General features: G+C 67.1%; 17 protein-coding genes. 7 read left to right on the top strand and 10 right to left on the bottom strand.

All coding sequences use genetic code 11. The annotated features are described in order from the left end of the window. Positions 1-155: 155 nt before the first annotated feature. Entirely contained in the window at positions 156-2372 is a 2217-nt protein-coding gene (locus BoBH3_RS23110; protein WP_262333213.1) for an ABC transporter permease, read from the top strand. Next, positions 2369-3436 carry an ABC transporter ATP-binding protein gene (locus BoBH3_RS23115; RefSeq protein ID WP_316045126.1) on the top strand — a complete coding sequence of 356 codons (1068 nt, stop codon included), beginning with the start codon at positions 2369-2371 and terminating at the stop codon, positions 3434-3436. The genes BoBH3_RS23110 and BoBH3_RS23115 overlap by 4 nt, the downstream gene beginning before the upstream one ends. A gap of 18 nt (positions 3437-3454) precedes the next feature. Here BoBH3_RS23115 and BoBH3_RS23120 read toward each other — a convergent pair whose 3' ends face one another. From BoBH3_RS23120 to BoBH3_RS23140, 5 genes are all read right to left on the bottom strand, one after another. Then, positions 3455-4687 carry an ABC transporter permease gene (locus tag BoBH3_RS23120; protein WP_262333214.1) on the bottom strand — a complete coding sequence of 411 codons (1233 nt, stop codon included), beginning with the start codon at positions 4685-4687 and terminating at the stop codon, positions 3455-3457. Next, the gene (locus tag BoBH3_RS23125; protein ID WP_262333215.1) at positions 4684-5607 is read right to left on the bottom strand and encodes an ABC transporter permease; all 924 of its coding nucleotides are present in this window, start codon (positions 5605-5607) and stop codon (positions 4684-4686) included. Before BoBH3_RS23125 ends, BoBH3_RS23120 begins: the two co-directional genes overlap by 4 nt. Continuing rightward, positions 5604-6704, bottom strand: coding sequence for an ABC transporter ATP-binding protein (locus tag BoBH3_RS24565; RefSeq protein WP_410050641.1), 1101 nt, complete (start codon positions 6702-6704; stop codon positions 5604-5606). The genes BoBH3_RS23125 and BoBH3_RS24565 overlap by 4 nt, the downstream gene beginning before the upstream one ends. A 208-nt stretch (positions 6705-6912) precedes the next feature. After that, complete coding sequence (locus BoBH3_RS23135; protein WP_262333216.1) at positions 6913-8040, bottom strand: extracellular solute-binding protein; 1128 nt, start codon at positions 8038-8040, stop codon at positions 6913-6915. A gap of 150 nt (positions 8041-8190) precedes the next feature. Next, the gene (locus tag BoBH3_RS23140; protein ID WP_262333217.1) at positions 8191-9705 is read right to left on the bottom strand and encodes an alkaline phosphatase family protein; all 1515 of its coding nucleotides are present in this window, start codon (positions 9703-9705) and stop codon (positions 8191-8193) included. 187 nt (positions 9706-9892) lie between these two features. On the opposite strand from BoBH3_RS23140, the gene aptA reads away from it, so the two are divergent. Next, positions 9893-11230, top strand: a complete 1338-nt coding sequence (gene aptA / locus BoBH3_RS23145; RefSeq protein WP_262333218.1) for an omega-aminotransferase AptA — start codon at positions 9893-9895, stop codon at positions 11228-11230. A 2-nt stretch (positions 11231-11232) separates the two neighbouring features. On the opposite strand, the gene BoBH3_RS23150 is transcribed toward aptA, so the two are convergent. From BoBH3_RS23150 to BoBH3_RS23165, 4 genes are all read right to left on the bottom strand, one after another. Continuing rightward, entirely contained in the window at positions 11233-12717 is a 1485-nt protein-coding gene (locus BoBH3_RS23150; protein WP_262333219.1) for an aminotransferase-like domain-containing protein, read from the bottom strand. Between the two features lie 77 nt (positions 12718-12794). Beyond that, a complete protein-coding gene (gene kdgD / locus BoBH3_RS23155) occupies positions 12795-13745 on the bottom strand; it encodes a 5-dehydro-4-deoxyglucarate dehydratase (RefSeq protein WP_262333220.1) in 951 nt (316 codons plus the stop codon). A gap of 191 nt (positions 13746-13936) precedes the next feature. Continuing rightward, complete coding sequence (locus BoBH3_RS23160; protein ID WP_262333221.1) at positions 13937-14830, bottom strand: LysR family transcriptional regulator; 894 nt, start codon at positions 14828-14830, stop codon at positions 13937-13939. Between the two features lie 48 nt (positions 14831-14878). Beyond that, positions 14879-15871 carry a Bug family tripartite tricarboxylate transporter substrate binding protein gene (locus BoBH3_RS23165; protein ID WP_262333222.1) on the bottom strand — a complete coding sequence of 331 codons (993 nt, stop codon included), beginning with the start codon at positions 15869-15871 and terminating at the stop codon, positions 14879-14881. Positions 15872-16121: 250 nt separating this feature from the next. Between BoBH3_RS23165 and BoBH3_RS23170 the strand changes: the two genes are divergently transcribed. Genes BoBH3_RS23170 through BoBH3_RS23180 form a run of 3 tightly spaced genes read left to right on the top strand, consistent with a single transcriptional unit; the run spans position 16122 to position 19092 of the window. Next, a complete protein-coding gene (locus BoBH3_RS23170) occupies positions 16122-17117 on the top strand; it encodes a Bug family tripartite tricarboxylate transporter substrate binding protein (protein WP_262333223.1) in 996 nt (331 codons plus the stop codon). Between the two features lie 15 nt (positions 17118-17132). Then, a complete protein-coding gene (locus tag BoBH3_RS23175) occupies positions 17133-17582 on the top strand; it encodes a tripartite tricarboxylate transporter TctB family protein (protein WP_262333224.1) in 450 nt (149 codons plus the stop codon). Between the two features lie 10 nt (positions 17583-17592). Then, positions 17593-19092 carry a tripartite tricarboxylate transporter permease gene (locus BoBH3_RS23180; protein ID WP_262333225.1) on the top strand — a complete coding sequence of 500 codons (1500 nt, stop codon included), beginning with the start codon at positions 17593-17595 and terminating at the stop codon, positions 19090-19092. A gap of 9 nt (positions 19093-19101) precedes the next feature. On the opposite strand, the gene BoBH3_RS23185 is transcribed toward BoBH3_RS23180, so the two are convergent. Continuing rightward, positions 19102-20019 (bottom strand): LysR substrate-binding domain-containing protein, encoded by a 918-nt coding sequence (locus BoBH3_RS23185; protein ID WP_262333226.1) that lies wholly within the window; start codon positions 20017-20019, stop codon positions 19102-19104. Positions 20020-20140: 121 nt separating this feature from the next. Here BoBH3_RS23185 and BoBH3_RS23190 point away from each other — a divergent pair, with 121 nt between their 5' ends. Further along, a complete protein-coding gene (locus BoBH3_RS23190) occupies positions 20141-21178 on the top strand; it encodes an ABC transporter substrate-binding protein (protein WP_410050642.1) in 1038 nt (345 codons plus the stop codon). The last annotated feature ends 44 nt before the right edge of the window (positions 21179-21222 follow it).

Raw genomic sequence — 21222 nt, forward strand, 5'->3', positions numbered from 1 at the left:
AGCCATGCCTGAACTTCCGCCGGACACGTTCCGGCATGGATCCCGATCTCCGCTTCGGTGCGTCCGGGATGACGACGGCGGGGCTGCAGGCGACATTCAAACGATAACAGTCGGCTCGAACCGGCGGCATAGATCAGGGTGAGGGCGGAACGAGGATGGCACCGGCGACGAGGCTTGCGCTGCTGATCGGCTGGATCGGCTATGCGCTGATGCCGTGGTATCTCGTCGAGGGCATGAGCCTGACGAGCCTGGGCTGGCTTGCCGAATATCCCTTCGGCAAGGCCGGCAGCGCGCTCGCGCTCGGCCTCTCGGGGCAGGCGCCCTGGCTGCTGCCGGTCGGTGCCGCGTTGGCCGCGGCGACGGCCGTGATAGGCAACCAAGATCGCCAGCGCGTCGCAGGCGTACTCGTCTGGGCCGGTTTACTCGGCATGGCGCTGTTCTTCGCGCAGGCCTTCGCCATCGTGCTCAAGGATCAGGGCATCGGCTGGCTCGCCGCCCTGCTCGGCGGGGCGGGCGCGGCGCAGCGCGGCATCGGCGGCGGCGCCTTCGTCACGCTGGTTTCGCTGCTGCTGCTGCTCTGCCATGGCCTCGCCTATCGCGGGGTCTGCCGGGGCGATCTCTTCACCACCTCAACGATCGGCGTCGTCATCCTGCTGATCGGCCTCTTCATCTTCTTCCCGGTCGCGATCATCCTGAAGAGCGCGCTCGTCGACCAGACCGGCGCGCTGGCACCCATGGCCTTCGTCGAGCGCTTCCTCGATTCCTCGATCTGGGGCTTGGGCTGCATCACCAGCGGCACCAATTGCGGCGTCGCCTGGAATACGCTGGTACTGGCTGTGCTCTGCGGCGTCATCACCACGCTGCTAGGCCTGGCCTGCGCGCTTTTGATCCTGCGCACCGGCATGCCCGGCAAGCGCGTCATGCGCGCGTTGACGGTGCTGCCGATCATCACGCCGCCCTTCGTCATCGGGCTGGCGCTGATCCTGCTCTTCGGCCGGGCGGGTGCCGTCTCGACGCTGCTCTACGAATGGTTCGGGGTCCCGCGCTCGCGCTGGCTCTACGGATTGCCGGGCGTGCTGCTGGCGCAGGTGCTGGCCTTCGCACCGATCGCCTTCCTCGTGTTGATCGGCGTGGTGCAGGGCATCTCGCCCAGCCTCGAAGAGGCGTCGCAGACGCTCGGCGCCAAGCGCTGGCAGACCTTCCGCACCGTGACCTGGCCGCTGCTCAAGCCCGGCATCGCCAACGCCTTCCTGCTCGGCTTCGTCGAGAGCATGGCCGATTTCGGCAATCCGCTGGTGCTGGGCGGCAATTTCGAAGTGCTCTCCACCAAGATCTTCTTCGCGGTCGTCGGCGCCTCCTACAATCAGGGGCAGGCGGCGGTGCTCGCCATCATCCTGCTCGCCTTCACGCTGGGGGCGTTCTGGGTGCAGCAGCGCTGGCTCGGCGACAAATCCTACACGACCGTCACCGGCAAGGGCGACGCCGGCCTGCCGACGCCGCTGCCGAGGCGCATCACCTGGCTCTCGGCGGCCGTGATCGTGCCCTGGGTGGCGCTGACCGTCGTCATCTACATCGTCATCATCGTCGGCGGCTTCGTCCGCAACATGGGCCGCGATTACCGGCCGACGCTGGAGCATTACCGCACCGGCTTCGCCGTCGACTTCAGCAACGGCATCTATTTCGAGGGCTCGGCCTGGCCGTCCTTCTTCACCACGGTGAAGGTGGCTGCGATCTCGGCGCCGCTGACGGCGCTGATCGGCCTGCTGACCGCCTATCTGCTGACCCGCCAGCGCTTCCGCGGCCGCGGCATGCTGGAATTCGCGACGATGCTCTCCTTCGCGATTCCGGGCACGGTGCTGGGCGTCGCCTATATCCTCGCCTTCAACGTGCCGCCGATCGAGATCACCGGGACGGGGCTGATCCTCGTCATCGCCTTCGTGTTCCGCAACATGCCGGTCGGCGTGCGCTCCGGCATCGCCGGGCTGTCGCAGATCGACCGGAGCCTGGACGAGGCCTCGACGACGCTACGTGCCCGCAGCTTCACCACGCTCCGGCGGGTGGTGCTGCCGCTGCTGAAGCCCGCGCTGGTTTCGGCGCTGGTCTATTCCTTCGTGCGCTCGATGACGGCGGTCAGCGCCGTGATCTTCCTGGTTTCGGCCGAATACAACCTCTCCACCGCCTATATCGTCGGACGCGTGGAGGCGGGCGAGTTCGGCCTCGCCATCGCCTATTCCTCGGTGCTGATCGTGTTCATGACGCTCGGCATCGCGCTCATCCAGTTCACTGTCGGTGAGCGCAAGCTCGGCAGGCGCAAGGTCGTGGCGCTCTCCAGTTCCGTTTCCGACCCCATCACCCAAGGAGCAGCGAGTTGACGAAGGTCGGGCCCGCATCCGTCGAATTCCGCAACGTCTCGATGCGCTACGGTGCGGTCACGGCGGTCGACAATGTCAGCTTCACCATCGAGGCGGGAAAGCTCGTCACGCTGCTCGGCCCCTCCGGCTGCGGCAAGACTACGACGCTGCGCATGATCGCAGGGCTCGAGATCGCCAGCGAGGGCCAGATCCTGATCGGTGGCAAGGACGTGACGAAGCTCTCCGCCGCCGACCGCGACGTCTCCATGGTCTTCCAGTCCTATGCGCTCTTCCCGCACATGAGCGTGCTGGAGAACGCGGCCTATGGCCCGACCGTCAAGGGGCTCGGCAAGGAGGAGGCGGCGCGGATGGCTTTGGACAAGCTCGCGCTCGTGGGCCTCAAGGGCTTCGAGAAGCGCTATCCTTCCGAGCTTTCCGGCGGCCAGCAGCAGCGCGTCGCGGTGGCGCGCGCGCTGGTGCTTGAACCGCAGGTGCTGCTGTTCGACGAGCCGCTCTCCAATCTCGACGCCAAACTGCGCCGGCGCGTGCGCGAGGAGATCCGCGAGCTGCAGCAGGAGCTCAACCTGACCGTGGCCTATGTCACCCACGATCAGGAGGAGGCCCTGGCCGTCTCCGACCGCATCATCGTGATGTCCAATGCGCGGATTGCTCAGGAGGGCGCGCCGCGGGACCTCTACGAACAGCCCGCCAATGCCTTCGTGGCGGACTTCATCGGCGATGCCAACCTGGTCGATGTCACGGTGCGGAAGGTCACCGAAGGCCAGGCCGATGTCGGCATCGGCTCGGCGACCATCTCGCTGCCGGCGCGCGGGCTGCAGCCGGGCGCTGCCCGCGTCGCGATCCGGCCGGAAGCGCTGCTGCTCGGCGCGGCGGGGCAGGGCGGATCGCTCCCGGGCACGATCCGCAAATGCGCCTATCTCGGCAATCACCTCGACATCATGGTCGAGACGGAGGTGGGCGAGCTTTTCGTCGTGCAATATGGCGCGCGCGATATGCTGGAAGCGGGCCTGCCCGTGGCTGTGTCCTTCGCAGGCTCGGGCGTGACGCTCATTCCGCCGGCGTGACCGGCGCGAACAGGCCGGTCACTGCTTTGGCGCAAGGCTTCCCGGGGCGAATGCGCCTCCGAAAGGCGAGGGGTTCGCGCTGGCGGGCGGTGGGGCGGCCGGGGCGGGTATCGTCGACGCCGGAGGCGCCAGAGTATTCGGATTGAAGGCGCCGCCGAAGGGCGAGGGGTTGTTGCCCGGGGCCTGCGGCGCCGCCGCAGCCGGCGCCTGTTGCTGGAGCCGGTGCATGCGCTCCTGCTGTTCGCGCAGGAGGCGCTCCTGCATCTCCTGCTTCTCGCGCAGGATGTTCGCCCGGCAGACCGAGGCATCGTGGCGGCTGCCCTGCCAGGCGAGGAAGGCCGCGAAGCCGGCGAGCGCGACGAAGATCGTCGCCGGATGGACCAGCGTCCGCGTGAGCGGGCTGGCGTAGAGGCCGGACGGGCCGGAACGGCGCAGGCGCTCGCCGCGGCGGGCATGCGCTTCCCTGACCATGGCGCCGATCAGGGTCAGCGCGATGATGATGACCGCCAGTGCCGAAAGAGAGGGGTCGGTGCCGAGCCGGACCTTTGAGGCCAGCGCGGTGGTGAAGGTGTTGCCGGAGAGAATGGTGAAGACGGTGGTGTTGTAATTCTCGAAGGAGGCGAGGAAGGCGATGAAAGCGGCCGAGCCGATGGCCGGCTTCATGAAGGGCAGCAGGATCCTGCGAAAGGCCTGTCCTGGCGTCGCGCCGAGGTCGAGCGCCGCCTCCGTCAGCAGAGGGTCGAAGCGCTGCAGCCGGGAAATGAAGATCAGCATCGTGTAGGAGGCGATGAAGCTGACCTGCCCGAGCAGGGTCAGAAAGATGCCGTTGAAGAAGGGCGAGTCATAGCCGGCGCCGACGCCGCGGGCGACCGCGCCCCAGAAGACGATGGTCGAGATGCCGATGACGACGCCAGGAATGAGGATCGGCGTGATCAGCGTGCCGTAGAGCGCTGCGCGCGCCTTCGGCCCGAGGTCGGACAGCGCGAGCGCCCCGGCCAGCCCCAGCGGCACCGAGAGGGCTACGACCGCGAAACCGATCCAGAGGCTGGCCCAGAGCCCCGTCATCAGCCGCTGATTGGCGAAGAGCACGCCGAACCAGTCGGTGGTGAAGCATTCCCATGGCACGATGCGGGGGAAGGCCGAGGAGTTGAAGGCCGTGATCACCATGATGATCAGTGGGCCGAACAGGAACAGGAAGAAGAGCAGGGCATAGCCGAGCGAGAACAGGCCGCCGCCGATCGCCCGGTTCATTTGCCGATCGCCCCGATCGAGACGCGGAAGACCCGCATCGTCAGGAAGACGAAGATCAGGCAGGCGATGAGCAGGATGGTCGAATAGGCCGCGCCGCGCTGCCAGTCGCCAGCGTCGTTGAACCACTGGTAGATCAGCTGGGTGAACCAGAGATTGGACGGGCCGCCGAGGATCTGCGGGGCGGCGAGCGCACCCGCCGTCAGCATGAAGACCATGGTGGCGCCCGAGGCGATGCCGGGCTTGGCGACGGGAAGGACCACTCGCCAGTGCACCCGCCACCAGCTCGCGCCCATGTCGCGGGCGGCCTCGATCTGGTTACGATCGAGCGTCTCGACCGCGCCGTAGATCGAGAACACCATCATCAGCACATAGGTGTAGGCGAGGGCCGAATAGAGCGCGACATCGGCGCGGATGAAGTCGACCGGCGTATCCCAGAGGCCGAGCGCCTGGCCGATGCCGTTGACGACGCCGGTGGCGCCGAACAGCACCCGGAAGGCGAAGGCCCGCAGGATGTCGTTGATCCAGAAGGGCACGATCAGCCCCACGATCATCAAGCGCGCGCCGACGCCGGTCGCCGAATGGGCGAGGATGAAGGCGATCGGATAGCAGATCACGATGTCGATCAGCGTGACGAACGCCGCCGCGGCGAAGGTCTTCACCAGCACGCCCATGTCCAGCGTGTTGAGGCCGCTGCCGCTGCCGAACAGGAAATAGCGGTAGTTGTCGAGCGTGTAGACGTCGCGCGGGCCGCCGATCTCGGAGCGTGGCAGATTGTGCCTGAGCGAGAAATCCAGCATCGCGACCTGCGGCAGCACGATCAGGACGAAGATCCAGACCAGAACGGCGCCGGCGACGAAGAATGCGACGCCGAGGCCGTGGCGGCTCGCCATGCCGGCGAAGATGCGGCGCAGCGCGCTCATGCGGCGGCGTCCGCGTCGGCGCCTTGCGGGAGGACGATCGCGGCCTGCGGATCGTAGCCGATCGTCAGCGCGCCCGGACCCGGCGCAGCCGCAGTCAGGCCTCCGGCATTCATGCGGCAGAGCCTGAGCGGGAGGCCGGCCGCCTTGAGATGCAGGGTCTGGACGCTGCCCTCGAACTCCTCGGCCTCGCAATCTGCCAGGAAGCTGTTGGCGCCGGGGGCTGAACCGGAGGTGAAGAGCTGTTCGGGACGGATGAAGAGCAGGCAGGCGGCGCCCGGACGATGGTCGCGCCCACCGCCGGACTGGCCGGAGAGGGTGCCGAGCGGGGTCTGGAGCGTCACCGTCGTGCCGAACTGGGCGACGACCTGGCCCGGAATGCTGTTGGTCTCGCCGACGAAGGAGGCGACGAAGGGGGTGCGCGGCCGGTTGTAGATCGTCTTCGGATCGCCGACCTGCTCGATCACGCCGGCATTCATCACCGCCACGCGGTCCGACATCGTCAGCGCCTCGCCCTGGTCGTGGGTGATGTAGATGAAGGTCAACCCGACACGCTGCTGGATGGCGCGCAGCTCGGTGCGCATATGCTGGCGCAGCTTGAGGTCCAGCGCCGAGAGTGGCTCGTCGAGCAGCAGGATGTCGGGATCGGCGGCGAGCGCGCGCGCGATCGCGACCCGCTGGCGCTGGCCGCCGGACAGCTCGTGCACCTTCTTGTCGCCGGTGCCGGGCAGCGCGATCATCTCAAGCAGCTCGTCGGCGCGCTTGCGCCTGTCCTTGCGGCCGACACCGCGGACCTCGAGCGGGAAGGCGATGTTCTCCGCCACCGAGAGCAGCGGGAACAAGGCGAGGTTCTGGAAGATCAGCGCGGTCGGCCGCTTGTTCGGGCCGACATTTTTCATGTCCTGCCCGCCGATCAGCACTCGCCCTTCCGTCGGCTGGACGAAGCCGGAGATGCAGCGCAGCAGCGTGGTCTTGCCGCAGCCGGAGGGGCCGAGGAAGGAGAAGAACTCGCCGCCCTGGATCGAGAGATGGGCGTTGTCGACGGCGGTGTAGCTGCCGAAACGGATCGAGACGTGATCGAGAACGACGTCCTTCGTCATGCGGGTCCTGGTCGGCAGGGAGCGGGGAAAACGTGCTTGCCTTCCGCAGCCCTCATCCTGAGGAACGCCGAAGGCGCGTCTCGAAGGATGCTCCAGATGATTCCGGAGTCTCCTGGAGCATCCTTCGAGACGCATTCCTGCGGAGCGCTCCTCAGGATGAGGGCTTCGGATGATGCCGGGCCCCAAGGAGCCCGGCATCGGATCCCGTTCAGGCGCTGAGGAACTTGTTGGTGAATTCGGAGCGCGCCTTGGCATACCAGGGGGCTTCGGCCGGCCAGGCGTTGAGCTTGGCGAGCGAGTCCCCCGGATAGGCGTCGGCGAAGTTCTTGGCGTAGGTCTCGCCGCCGAACTTGTCGGCGCCGACCACCGGCGAGTTGTAGCCGTGGGTCTTGATCGCCTCGCCGGCGAGCTGCGCGTCGTAGCAGGCCGCGATGAAGGCATAGACCTGGTCGATGTTCTTCACGCCGATCGGCAAAGCGAGGCCGTCGACCCAGGCCATCGCACCTTCGACGGGCGCGCGGTACATCACCGGCTCGCCCGCGGTCTTGAGCGCGATCGGCGGGCCGTCCCAGGTCTGGCCGACGATGACGCCCTCGTTGAGCAGGCCGTTCTTCTGCGCGTCGGCATCGTTCCAGACGAGCTTGATGTTCTTCTTCTTCTTGATCGCGACATCGGTGAGCTTGGCCCAGACCTCCTTCATCTTGTCTTCGCTCTTGTAGGCCGCCCAGATCGAACCGGGAGCCATTTCGCCGCGCCGCTCCAGGCCGAGGCCGAGGCCAAGCAGCATGGAGTGTCCGCGGCCCATGGTCTTGCCGGCGTTGGCGTCGTCCCAGACGTCATAATAGGAGGGGGCGGTGCCGGCGGGTGTGAACTTGTCGGTGCGCCAGGCCACGCCTTCCGTGCCCCAGATATGCGGTAGCCAGTGCACGCCCTTGCCGCCGAAGTTCCAGTGCGCCTCGCCCAGCGCCATCGACGGGTTCACCTTGGCGATGTCGACCTTCTTCATGTCGAAGGGCTGGAGCAGGCCGAGCTCAGCCCAGAGCGGGCTGCGGTTCACGGTCGGGGTGACGATGTCGAAGCCCTGGCCATTGGTGGCCTTCATCTTGTTGAGGATGTCGTCGTTCGAGCCGATGCCGGTGAAGTTCACCTTGATGCCGGTCTTGGCGGTGAACGCCTTGACGAAGCTCTCCGGCAGATAGTCCGACCACATCATGATGTTGATCTCGCCGGAGGAGGCGAGTGCTGCCCGGCTGATCAGCGCCGGCGCGGCGATGCCGGCGGCAGCAAGCTTGATAACGTCACGGCGGAGCATCCCGCCTGCCTTCATCGTCGACATGACCGATCCCCTCTTTTCCACCTGCTTCGTGCAGGAGCTTTGCCGGGCACACGCAAGAAGCGGGCCGCAATGCCTGGAGGTTGATCCGCCGCGCCGCAGGGCAGGTAGAGCCAGAGGCACAATTCGATGGAGCCACCGCTGCGGCAGCCGTCACCAGCCTCCGCGCCGCGTCACCGGGCCCGCTGCGGTGAGCACTGTGTCGGCAAGAGTCTGGTCGAGATGGGCGGCCCGCAGAGTGGCCAACGCTTCGGCATGATGCAGCCTGACCGAGGTATAGGCGGGGTTTTCAGCCCGGTTCTCGCGCTCCTGCGGATCGCGGGAGAGATCGAACAGCAGCGGCGGCAGCCCGGCGAAGTGCACGTATTTGAATGCGTCGCTGCGCAGCACCGCCAGATTGCAGCGATGGGAGGGCAGGCCGAAATGCGCCTCTGCCGCACCGTGCTCGATGTCGCGGAAGTCGAACTCCCAGAAAGCCGCCTCTCGCCAGCTGGCCGGCGTCTGGCCACTGAGAAAGGGCGCGAGCGAGCGCCCATCCTGATGGCCGGGCGCCGGCTCCCCGAGCCGTTGCGCCAAGGTCGGCATGATGTCGGCCGCGCTGGTGAAATGCCGGACGACGTGCCCGCCCGGCTCGGCCGGATCGCGGATCAGCAGGGGGATGTGGTAGCTCGCCTCGTAGAAGCCGCCCTTGCCGAAGAGCCAGTGGTCGCCGGCCATCTCGCCATGGTCCGAGCAGAAGACGATCAGCGTCTTGTCCCAGTCGCCGGATGCCTTCAGCGCCGCGACGATGCGCCCGATCTGGGCGTCCACCTCGGCGATCATGCCGTAATAGGTCGCCCGCAGCGTCGCGATCTCCTCCTCGCTCCAGTCGCGCACCAGTCCCTCAGCGCCATGGACGAAGCCGGATTGCCGGTTCTGGGCGATCTGCCAGGCGACGAAAGGATGGATGCCTGCTTCCGCGGCGGAGCTCGCGGCCCGCGCGAAGGGTGGACCGTCGCTGACGTCGAACATGGTGTTGTAGGGCGCCGGCACGACGAAGGGCGGGTGCGGGCGCAGGAAGGAGAGATGCGCGAACCAGGGAGAATCCTGCTCCGAGCGCCAGCGCAGGAAGGCGCCCGTCAGATAGGCGGTCTGCGTTTCCTCGGCGCGGTAGAGCGGCGCGTTGCTGGTGACGCGGCCCCTGGTTCCCGGCGGCGCGTGGATGTCCCGGCTCGTCGCCTCGGCATGGCCGCGCGAGCGCAGCCAGGAGAGCCAGGGCCGTTCATGCTCCGGCAGCAATTCGCGTACGCTGAAGCCGGGCAGGACCTGCTCATAGGTCCGCAGATGCGGATCGCCCGGCGCCAGCCGGCGCGGGTCGAGCGAGACGTCGGTATAGCCGAACAATGTGGGGTCGTAGCCCGCGCGGCGCGCCAGCCGTGCGAGGTTGTCGAAGCGATCATCCAGCGGCGAGCCGTTGCGGCAGACCCGGTGGTTCATCTGGTAGAGGCCGGTATAGAGCGATGCCCGGGCCGGCGAGCAGGGCGCGGCTCCGGCGTAGTGCCGCGCGAAGAGCGTGCCCTGTGCCGCCAGCGCGTCGATGTTGGGCGTGCGCACGCAAGGATGGCCGAGCGCCGAGAGGCAGTCCCCGCGCCACTGGTCGGCGGTGATGAGCAGGATGTTGGGTCGCAAGGCCGCCTCGCAAATCCGGCCGCAGGATGCGGCTCGCGGTGAGCTTTGCAGAATGACCGGCCTCGATGACAAGCAGGTGCACTGGCGCCGCCCCGCTGGACCCACCGAATGTCATGGCTGGCTCTAAGCCGCGCATGGACGCGGCGCGTAGAGCTTGCACAGCGCGGATCGGCTCGAGGAGGTCGCGATGGACCAGCAAGCCTTCACCATGGATCACCACTGGCTGCCCTTCACCAACAACAGGCTCTTCCATGCCGAGCCGCAGATCTTCGCGAAGGCGCAGGGCGTGCGCTACTGGACGCCGGAGGGCCGCGAGATCCTCGACGGCGCGTCCGGGCTGTTTTGCTGCGCCGCCGGCCATGGCCGGCCGGAGATAGCCGAGGCCGTGCACAAGCAGCTGCTCGAACTGGATTACACTCCGCATTTCCAGCGCGCCGCGCCGATCTCCTTCGTGCTGGCCGAGAAGCTCGCCGGCATCCTGCCCAAGGGGCTCGACCGGGTGTTCTTCGCCTCCTCGGGCTCCGAGGCGGTCGACAGCGCCATGAAGATCTGCCTCGCCTATCACCGGGCGAAGGGGCAGCCGCAGCGGACTCGCTTCGTCTCGCGGGCCTGGGGCTATCATGGCGTCAATCTCGGCGGCACCGCGCTCGCCGGCATGGTCGGCAACCGGCGCGAATACGGCGCCGTGACCTGTGACGTCGTCCATATGCGCCACACCTGGGCCGATGAGCGGCGCTTCACCCGTGGCCAGGCGGAGGAGGGCGCCGATCTCGCCGACGATCTGGAGGCGCTGTGCCAGACCTATGGGCCGGAGACGATCGCGGCCGTTTTCGTCGAGCCGATCGCGGGCTCGGTCGGCACCGTCGTGCCGCCGAAGGGCTATCTCCAGCGCCTGCGCCAGATCGCCGACAAGCACGGCATCCTGCTGGTCTTCGACGAGGTGATCACCGGCTTCGGCCGCACGGGCGAAGCCTTTGCCGCGCAGGAATTCGGCGTGACGCCGGACGTGATGACGATGGCGAAGGCGCTGACCAACGGCGCCATCCCGATGAGTGCCGTCGCGGTGAAGACCGAGATCCAGAAGGCGGTGATCGACTCGATCAAGGCCGACCGGCCAGAGCTGATGCACGGCTATACCTATTCCGCGCATCCGGTCGCCTGCGCGGCGGCTCTGGCGGCGCTGGAGATCTATCGCAGCGAGGGGTTGTTCGCTCGCGGCAAGGCGCTGTCGCAGCCTTTCCTCGACGCCGTCTTCGGCCTGCGCAACCTGTCGCAGGTCTATGATCTGCGCGGGTACGGCATGCTCGCCGGCATCCAGCTGACCCCCGGCAAGGCGCCGGGCGAGAAGGGTTCGCTGATCCAGCGCCTGCTCTTTAACGAAGGGCTGCATGTCAAGGCGACGGGCGATGCGCTGCTCTTCGCGCCGGCGCTGGTGGCAAGCGAGGAGGAGATCGGCCGGATGACCGAGATCCTGCGCAAGGTGCTCGGCAGGGCCGATCTCGACGCCCTGCCGGCCGCGGCCTGAGGTCAGCACCCCGCCAGGGCTTCGGCCAGTTCCGTGAGGCCCGGCGCGATCCGCTCCAGCGCGATCGCGCCGAAGCCGAGCCTGATGCGGTTGCGCGGCGGCTCGCCGCCCCAGTAATGGACGTCGCCGGGCTCGATCAGCACGCCGCGGGCAGCCGCGCGGTCCTGCAACTCGCGCGCGGCGATGCCGTCCGGCAGGGTCAGCCAGAGGCCGGAACCGCCCGTCGTCATGGTGACGGCGCAGCCGGGCAGCAGCCGCTCGATGCCGCTCAGCATCGCCGTCCATTTCGCCGTCAACTCCTTGCGCTGGCGGCGGATATGCGCGTCGTAATGCCCCTCGGCGAGGTAGAGCGCCATGGCGCGCTGGTCGAGCGCGGAGGGGTGGCGGTACATCAGCCGCCGCAGCGCCCTCAGTTCCCGCACCAGCGGCTCGGCAGCGGCGATGAAGCCGAGCCTCAGGCCCGGAAAGAGCGGCTTCGACAGGCTGCCGACATGCAGCACGCGGCCCGAGACGTCGAAGCTCTTCAGGGATGGCCGAGGCGGGCCGACGAAGTTGAGCTCGTGCTCGTAATCGTCCTCGATGACGAGCAGGTCATGCGTCTCGGCCGCCGACATCAGCGAGAGGCGCCGCTCCGTGCTCATCGTGACGTTGGTGGGCGACTGGTGGCCGGGCGTGACATAGACAAGCTGCGCCTCGGCCAGCGCCGGGGCGACGCGCATGCCATTGGCGTCGATGGCTTGCGGCAGCAGCGTCGCGCCCATGGCCAGAAACATGTTGCGGGCATCGACATAGCCCGGGTTCTCGATGGCGATGCGGGTTCCGGCTCGTGCGAGCAGGGTAGCGATCAGGTAGAGCGCATTCTGGGCGCCGACCGTGACGAGGAGCGTGTCCGGCTCGGCATCGAAGCCGCGCTGCGGCAGCAGCCGGCGCCTGATCTGCTCCAGCAGCAACTGGTCGTCGCCGTCGATGCGGTCCCCCATCCATTCATGGCTGTGGCGGGCCGTGCCGGCGAGGCGCACGCAGTCCCGCCAGCGGGCGAGCGAGGTCTTGTCCGGCGAGATCTGGCCGTACACGAAGGGAAAGGGGTAGTCGCGCCAGTTCGCCGGCTTGACGATGTTGTCCTGCTCGGACGGGCGGCTTGCCAGCCATTTGTCGAAGGAGAGGCCAGCCTGCGGGAAGAGACGCCGCTCCCCGCCTCCGACGGCAACGTTGAGGCGCTCCCGCAGTTGCGCCTCGTCGATGAAGAAGCCTCGCCGCCCGACCGGCTTGAGGTAATGGTCGGCCGCCAGCCGCTCATAGACGAGGCTGACGGTATTGCGCGAGACGCTGAGCGCGCGCGCCAGCACCCGCGTCGCGGGCAGGGGCGTCTGCGCCGAGAGCCGCCCCGAGAGGATGCCCTCGACGATGCGCTCCTGGAGCTGCTCCTGGAGACCGCGCCCCGGCAGGAGCGGGGCGGAGAGGATCGCTGGGGGGACGGGATCGCGCATGACAGTGCGGCCGGTAAAGCACGGCCCGTGCCACGCGCCCTCCGACGCACCCCAATCGAAGCCTCGCAGGCCTTCGCTCAGGCGGCGGCAAGCTCACGCTTGGCAAAGTCGCCCTTGTCGAGCTTGGCGACGAGAGCGGCGAGCTCGGCCACCTCCGCTTCGCTCAAATCCGTCAGCGGCGCACGCACCGGCCCGGAATCGCGGCCGATCACCTTCATGCCCGCCTTGATGATCGAGACCGCATAGCCGCGCTTGCGGTTGCGGATGGCGATCAGCGGCAGGATGAAGTCGCGCAGGCCGGCCTGAACCGTGGCGCGGTCGCGCCGGCGCACGGCTGCGTAAAACTTCGTCGAGAAATGCGGAACGAAGTTGAACACGGCCGAGGAATAGGTCGTCACGCCCATCTCGAGATAGGGCAGGGCGAAGGTCTCGGCCGTCGGCAGGCCGCCCACATAGGTCAGCCGGTCGCCCATCCTGAGATGGATGCGCGTCATCAGTTCGATGTCGCCGACACCGTCCTTGAAGCCGACGAGGTTGGGGTTACGCTCGCAGAGCTTGGCCAGCGTGTCTTCGTTGATGATGGCGTTGTCGCGGTTGTAGACGATGACGCCGAGCTTGGTCGCCTTGCAGACGGCCTCAATATGGGCAGCAAGGCCGTCCTGTTCCGAGAAGACCAGATAGGGTGGCAGCAGCAGGATGCCGTCGGCACCCGCCTTTTCGACATCTGCCGCGAGCTGCGTCGCGATCTGCGTGCCATGGCCGACGCCGGCCAGCACGGGCACGCGGCCCCGCGTCTCGCTGACGGCGGTACCGACCACCTTCACGACCTCTTCGGGAGAGAGCGAGAAGAACTCGCCCGTGCCGCCGGCGGCGAAGAGACCCGCGACCTCGTATCCGCAGAGCCAGTCGAGATTGGAGCGATAACGCGTCTCGTCGAAGACGTTGCCGGCCGTGAAGGGCGTGACGGGGAAGGACAGGAGCCCATCGCCAATCGTGCGTGCCATCTCCTGCGGGGTCATCTTGCTCATGGTCTCGTCCTTCGCTGGGTGATGGCGAAGAAGTAGACCAGGATCGATGCCGATGGAGACCAATCACTGTATCGAATGATGCGTTGATTGGATGAGTGAGTTGCCGTTGGCCCGTTCCCTCTGCCCTCATCCTGAGGAAGCCCGAAGGGCTGAGGAGAACGCCCCGTCAGGCGCTCTCGCGGCGCTGTGCCTCACACCGCCGTCGCCAGCTCCCGGGCCAGAGTCGCGATCGTCGGCAGCAGTGGATTGTCGTTGTCCTCGCGGCTGACGAAATAGAGTTCCGCCCTGCGCTGCTGCGGCAGGGCGAGCGGCCGCAGGACGACGCCGCTGAAATGCAGGCTCACGGCGGCCTCCGGCACCATCGCGACGCCGACGCCGGAATGCACCATGGCGAGGATCGAATGGATCTGCGCGAGGTGCTGCACATAGTCGGGCACCAGCCCGGCCCGCGTGAAGAGTTCCACGACAAGATCGTGGAAATAGCGTGCCTCATAGGGGGCGTAGGTGATGAAGGGCTCGGCCGCCAGCTCTTCGAGCGAGAGCGCCTCGGCCCGGGCGAGAGGATGGCCGGTTGGCACGGCGGCGATCATCGCCTCGGCGCAGACGCGGAAGGCGCGCAATCCCGTGCGCGGCACCGGCGGGCGCAGGAGCCCGACATCGATCTCGCCGGAATCAAGCCGCTTGAGCTGGTCGCCGCTGACCATCTCCTTCAGCGCGATCTCGACTTCCGGCAGCTCGCGCCGGCAGGCGGCGACGAGCTGCGGCACGTAGGAATAGGCCGAGGCGGCCGTGAAGCCGATATTGATCGAGCCTGCCTTGCCCTTGGCGACGCGCTTGGCGAGCAGCGCGGCGCTCTCCGCCAGCTTGAGCAGGCGGCGCGCCTCGGCGAGGAAGCTGTGGCCGGCCGGCGTCAGCCGCACCGTGCGGTTGCTCCGTTCCAGAAGCGCTACGTCGAGGATGCGCTCGAGGATCTGGATCTGCCGGCTGAGCGGCGGCTGCGTCATGTTAAGACGCGCCGCCGCCCGCCCGAAATGGAGCTCCTCCGCCACGGCGACGAAGCAGCGAAGCTGGCTCAGTTCGAACATCGGGATGCCCTCGCGCGGTCGCGTTCCGGTCCGCGCATCTGGCGCCGTTCAGTTCTGGATGCTGATGCCGGCCTTGTCGATGATGCCCTTGAATTTGGCCATCTCGGAAATGGCCTTCGCCCGCGCCTCGTCTCCGCCGGAAGGTGTTGCGGCGGCGCCCAGCTCCTCGAAGCGGCTGACGACCGTCGGATCCTGCAGCACCGCCCGCATCTCGACGATCAGCCGGTCGCAGATCTCCTTCGGCGTGCCTTTCGGCGCCAGGAACCCGTTCCAGGAGGCGATGTCGAAGCCGGGCAGCGTTTCGGCAAGTGCGGGGATCTCGGGCGCGATCTTGGCGCGTTGCGTCGTGGTCACCGCGAGCCCGCGGATCGTTCCGGCCTTGTAGTGAGGATAGGGCGAGGTGAAGTTGTCGAAGGTGATCTTCACGTTCCCGGAGACGACGTCCTGGATCAGCGCGCCGGATGACCGATAGGTGACGTGCTGCATCTTCACCCCCGCCAGCTGCTGGAAGAGCTCGCCGCTGAGATGGATCGAGGTGCCGATGCCCGACGAGGCGAAGGCTTCCTTGTTCGGGTTGGCCTTCAGATAGGCGATCATCTCCGCGACGTTCTGCGCCGGCAGAGACGGGTGGCAGCACATGAAGTTCGGCTGGGACGAGGCCAGAGAGAGGAACTCGAAATCCTCGAGCGGCCGGAACGGCAGCCTTTCCTTGTAGAGGTTCGGGTTGATGCCGTGCGTCGACGGCGTCGTCATGCCGATCGTGTAGCCGTCCGGCGCGGAATGGGCGAGGCCCGCGACGCCGGTATTGCCGCCGGCGCCGGCCCGGTTCTCGATGACGAAGCTCTTGCCCATCCGCTGCGACAGCTTCTCGCAGACGATGCGGCCGATCAGGTCGGTGGTGCCGCCGGCGCCGAACGGAATGATGACGGTGACGGGCTTGGCGGGATAGCTCTGGCCGAAGCCCGAGCGCGCCGTGAACGGCATGGCGAGTGCGCCGCCGGCAAGTCCGAGTGCGGCGCGGCGGGTGATCTTGTTCTTCATCGATAGTCCTCCCCAGGAGATGACGCGGCATTCTTGCCGTCTACATCCCAGAGTAGGTCCGGTGCCGCTCCCCGCAACATCGTTCGCGCTATGGCACGATCCAAAAAAGGTATCTTTCCATTGCCAAACTAACTCACCACGGCATCGTGCCTGACCTATCCTCGTTCTCAAGCGGCCAGAAGACCGCATGCGTTCCGTGCGCCCCGGTTCGGGCGATGCGCGCGGCCAACCAACGGAGGAAATCACTGCTATGACCAAGGCCACATTCCGCCTGGATTCGTTCTCCCGCCGCCGCGCGCTCTCGCTCGGCTTGCTCGCGCTGGCAGGCTTCGCAGCCCAGCCGGCCGCGGCGCAGAATTTCGAGCGCCCCGTGCGCATCGTCGTGCCCTTCGCGCCGGGCGGCACCTCGGACATTCTTGCGCGCCTGATCGGCCCGAAGCTCTCGGCTGCCATCGGCCAGCCCGTCGTCGTCGAGAACAAGCCCGGCGCGGCCGGTAATCTCGGCGCGGATGCCGTCGCCAAGGCGCCGGCCGATGGCCACACGCTGCTGCTGATGGATGTCGGCTCGCTCGCCACCGCTCCGAGCCTGTTCTCGGACCTGACCTATGACCCGGTGAAGGATCTCGCGCCGGTCAGCATGGTGATGTTCGGCCCTTATGTCCTGGCTGTTCATGAATCCGTGCCGGTCAAGACGCCGCAGGAGCTCGTCGCCTATGCCAAGGCCAATCCCGGCAAGCTGGCCGTGGCCAATGCCGGCGTCGGTGCGGCCAACCACATCACGGCTGTCTCCATCGCCAAGGAACTGGGCATCCAGTGGAAGAATGTGCCCTATCGCGGGGGAGCGGCCGCGTCGCGTGCCGTCGTCTCGGGCGAGAGCAACGTCATCATCAACGGATCGACCGCGACGCTGCCCTTCGTCTCCAACAAGCAGCTCGTCGGGCTGGCGGTCACGGGCGAGGAGCGCATTGCCGGCATGCCGACCTTCAAGGAAGCCGGCCTTCCGGGCAATGACGCCGGCACCTGGCAAGGGCTGCTGACCACGGCCAACACGCCGCCTGCGGTCGTCGCGCGCCTCAACACCGAGATCGGTAAGATCCTGCAGGATCCCGAGATCAAGGCCAAGATCGCCGAGCAGGGCGGCGTGGTAAAGCCCGGCTCCCCGGCCGAGTTCTCGGCCTGGCTCAAGAGCGCGACGGATCGCTGGGGCGGCATCATCAAGGAAGCCGGCATCAAGGGCGCGAACTGACCGGTGCCGGGGCCGATGACGCGCCGCGCGCTCGACTGGCGGGATTTGATCCTCGGGCTGTTCCTCGTCGCAGTGGCGGCGGGGGCGCTCTGGATGACCCGCACGCTGTCCATCGGCAGCGCTGCCGATATGGGGCCGGGCTACATGCCCCGCGTCGTTTCGCTGGCGCTGCTGGGCTTCGGGCTGTTCTTCCTTGTGCGCGGGGCGCGGCATGCAGGGGAGGCCATCCAGCCTGTCCATCTGCGCCCGGTTTTGGCAGTCCTGCTTGCGGTCGGCGTCTTCGCGCTGACAGCCGAGCGCCTAGGCCTCGCCATCTCGTCGGTTCTGACCGTGCTGCTGGCGGGCTTCGCCACCCGCGAAACACGTCCCATCGAGAGCGTCCTCTTCGCGATCGTGCTCTCGGGCCTCGCGGCTCTGCTCTTCATCAAGGTTCTGGCGCTGCCGGTTCCGCTCTGGCCGCGCTGAAGGCAGACACATGGAACTCTTCGACAATCTGCTGATGGGCCTGTCCACGGCCATGCAGCTCAACAATCTCGGCTTCTGCCTGATCGGCGTGCTGATCGGCACGGCCATCGGCGTGCTGCCGGGCATCGGCCCGATCCCGACCATCGCGCTGCTCTTGCCCTTCACCTTCGGCATGGAGCCGGCCGGCGCCATGATCATGCTCGCCGGCATCTTCTACGGCGCGCAGTACGGCGGCTCGACCACCGCAATCCTGGTCAATGTGCCGGGCGAGACCTCGTCCGTCGTCACCTGCCTCGACGGCCACCAGATGGCGCGGCAGGGCAGGGCCGGCACGGCGCTCGCCATCGCCGCCATCTCCTCCTTCTTCGCCGGCACGGTCGCGACCGTCGTCATCGCACTGCTCAGCGTGCCGCTGGCGGCGCTGGCGCTGAAATTCACGGCGGTCGAGTATTTCAGCCTGCTGGTGCTGGGCCTGATCGCCGCCGTCGTGCTCGCCCATGGCTCGGTCGCGCGCTCGCTCTCCATGGTCTTCCTGGGCCTGCTGCTCGGGCTGATCGGTATCGACGTCAGCTCGGGCGCGGCGCGCATGACCTTTGGCGTCCCGGAGCTCTCTGACGGCATCGATTTCGTGCCGGTGGCGATGGGCATGTTCGGCCTCGCCGAGATCATCGCCAATCTGGAGCGTCCCAGCGAGCGGCGGGTGGTGAGCCAGAAGGTCCGCGATCTCATTCCCAGCCGCGCCGATCTGCGCGCGGCCTTCCCCGCCATGGTCCGCGGCACGCTGCTGGGCTCGGCGCTCGGCGTGCTGCCCGGCGGCGGCGCTGCGCTGCCGCCCTTCTCCTCCTATGCGTTGGAGAAGAAGCTCGCGAAGGACCCGTCCCGCTTCGGCCATGGCGCGATCGAGGGCGTCGCTGGCCCCGAGGCCGCCAACAATGCCGGCGCCCAAACCAGCTTCATCCCGTTGCTGACGCTCGGCATCCCGGCCAATGCCCTGATGGCGCTGATGATCGGCGCGCTGATGATGCAGGGTATCCAGCCCGGCCCGCAGATCATGCGCGAGCAGCCGCAGCTGGTCTGGGGTGTCATCGCCTCGATGTGGGTCGGCAACCTGATGCTGCTGGTGATCAACCTGCCGCTGATCGGGCTCTGGGTCTCGATGCTCAAGATCCCCTATCGCCTGCTCTTCCCGGCGATCGTGCTGTTCTGCTGCATCGGCACCTATGGCATCGCCAACAGCCTGTTCAATGTCTGGCTGATGCTGGGTTGCGCGGCGGTTGGTTATCTCTTCATCAAGGTCGGCGTCGAGCCCGCGCCGCTGCTGCTCGGGCTGGTGCTCGGGCCGCAGCTCGAGGAGAATTTCCGCCGCGCCATGCTGCTCTCTGAAGGCGATTTCTCGATCTTCCTGAGCCGGCCGATCAGCGCGGTTCTGCTCGCGGTCGTGGCGGCGGTGCTATTGGCGATGCTGTCACCGGCGATCGTGCGGCGGAGGCGCGAGGCGCTCACCGAATGAGGCTGGGCCCTAGTCTGTCATGCCACGCCGATAAAGGTCGCCGCGCGTTTCAAGCTCTGCCCGTACCGTCGCTGCGAAATCCAGCGCGAGAGCAGACCGGAACCGACCTGCCGCCCAGATCACGGCGACCTCAGAGGGGATGGTCGGCCGGAACGGCTTCACGACGATGCCGCGCCCGCTGTACTCAGCGGCGGTGAAGGGGTCGACGATACTCAGACCCGCGCCGGCCGAGACCAGCGAGCAGGCGATCATCGACAGTGGCGTCTCGATCCGCACGTCGCGCGTGATGCGCTCGGCAGAGAAGATCGCGTCGATCCGGTAGCGAAGCAGCGTCGATTGTTCCAGGGAGATAAAGGGCTCGCCGGCGAAGTCCGCCGGCCCGAGAACGTCTCTGGCCGTGAGAGGGTGACTTTCCGGCAGCACCGCAACCTGGGCCGCCAGTGGCAGCAACTCGATGTCGAGCGTCGGGTATTCGAGCGGAAGCTGCGCGAAGCCGACCTCGCAGAAACCCGAGGTGACCCAGTCCGCCACCTGCGAGGAGATACTGCCGTAGATGGAGACGTCGAGGCCCGGACGTTCGCGGATGAAGCCGCCCATCAGCCTGGGCAGGAAGCCGACATTGAACGCCGGCAGCGCCGCGACGCGCAGCGTGCCGGCGCGACCTTCCCGCAGGTTCTGCGCCGCCGCCTGGATGCGCTCCAGCCCGACGAACTGCCGCTCGACCTCGCGATAAAGCGACATGGCCTCGTTGGTCGGCACCAGCCGCGCGCCGCGTCTGGCGAAAAGCTGCAGCCCCAGAGCGTATTGCAGATCGTGGATCAGCCGGGTCACCGCCGGCTGGGTGATGTTCATCGCACGGGCTGCAGCTGTGACGCCGCCGGTGACGATGACAGTGCGGAACGCTTCGACCTGGCGCGGATTTAGCATGCGGTCGGCTCCCCTCGTTCAAATCATAACATTTGGACATGGGTTGCACGAATCATTCGATTTGACCAACTCCAGACTGTCGATGACCTTCGCCCATCACTCGAAAAGAGGAGGGGATACGATGAAGTCCGTATGGTTCGGTTTGCTTATGGGCACGACGGCGCTGGCCGGCGCCGGCTCGGCCAATGCCCAGCAGAAGACGATGTTCGTCGCCGGTTATGGCGGCTCCTATGAGCAGACCATGCGCAAGGAGGTCATCCCGGTCTTCGAGAAGCAGGCGAACGTCAAGATCGAATACGTTGCCGGCAACTCGACCGACACCCTCGCCAAGCTGCAGGCGCAGAAGGGCAACCAGCAGATCGACGTCGCCATCGTCGATGACGGCCCGGCCTATCAGGCGGTCGCGCTCGGCTTCTGCGGCACGCTGACCGACGGCGCCGTCTACAAGGACGTGGCGCCGGTGATGAAGTTCAAGTCGAACAAGGGCGTCGGCCTCGGCCTCGTCGGCACCGGCCTGTTCTACAACAAGAAGGTCTTCGACGAGAACAAGTGGCCGGCCCCGACCTCGTGGAACGATCTGAAGTCCAAGACCTATGGCAAGAAGATCGTCACGCCGCCGATCAACAACACCTATGGCCTGCATGCGCTGATCGCCTTCGCCCAGATGGGCGGCGGCGGCGAGAGCAATATCGAGCCGGGCTTCGAAGCCTTCAAGAAGGACATCAACCCGAACATCGTCGCCTACGAGCCCTCGCCGGCGAAGATGACGGAACTCTTCCAGAACGGCCAGGCGGTGCTTGGCGTCTGGGGCTCGGGTCGCGTCAAGGCCTTTGCCGACACCGGCTTCCCGGTCGAGTTCGTCTATCCGAAGGAAGGCGGCTATGCGCTCGGCGTCGCGGCCTGCCCGATCGAGGGCTCCAAGAATGCGGCCGAGGCCAATGCCTTCATCCAGTTCATGCTCTCGCCCGCGATCCAGAAGGTGATGGCGACCGGCGCCGGCTTCGGCCCCGCCAACGTGACCGTCACACTGACGCCCGATGAGCAGAAGGGCCTGCCCTATGGCGAGGACGTGAAGAAGCTCAAGGCGGTCGACTGGGACATCGCCAACGCCAAGCGCGAGGAGTGGACCCGCCGCTGGAACCGCGAGGTCGAGCGGTAAGTCCCAGCCGTAGCCGTCATTCTCGGGCGTTGCTTTGCGACGAC

Origin of the sequence: Allobosea sp. BH3 (assembly GCF_025499465.1) — a bacterium.
In the GTDB taxonomy this organism is placed as follows: domain Bacteria; phylum Pseudomonadota; class Alphaproteobacteria; order Rhizobiales; family Beijerinckiaceae; genus Allobosea.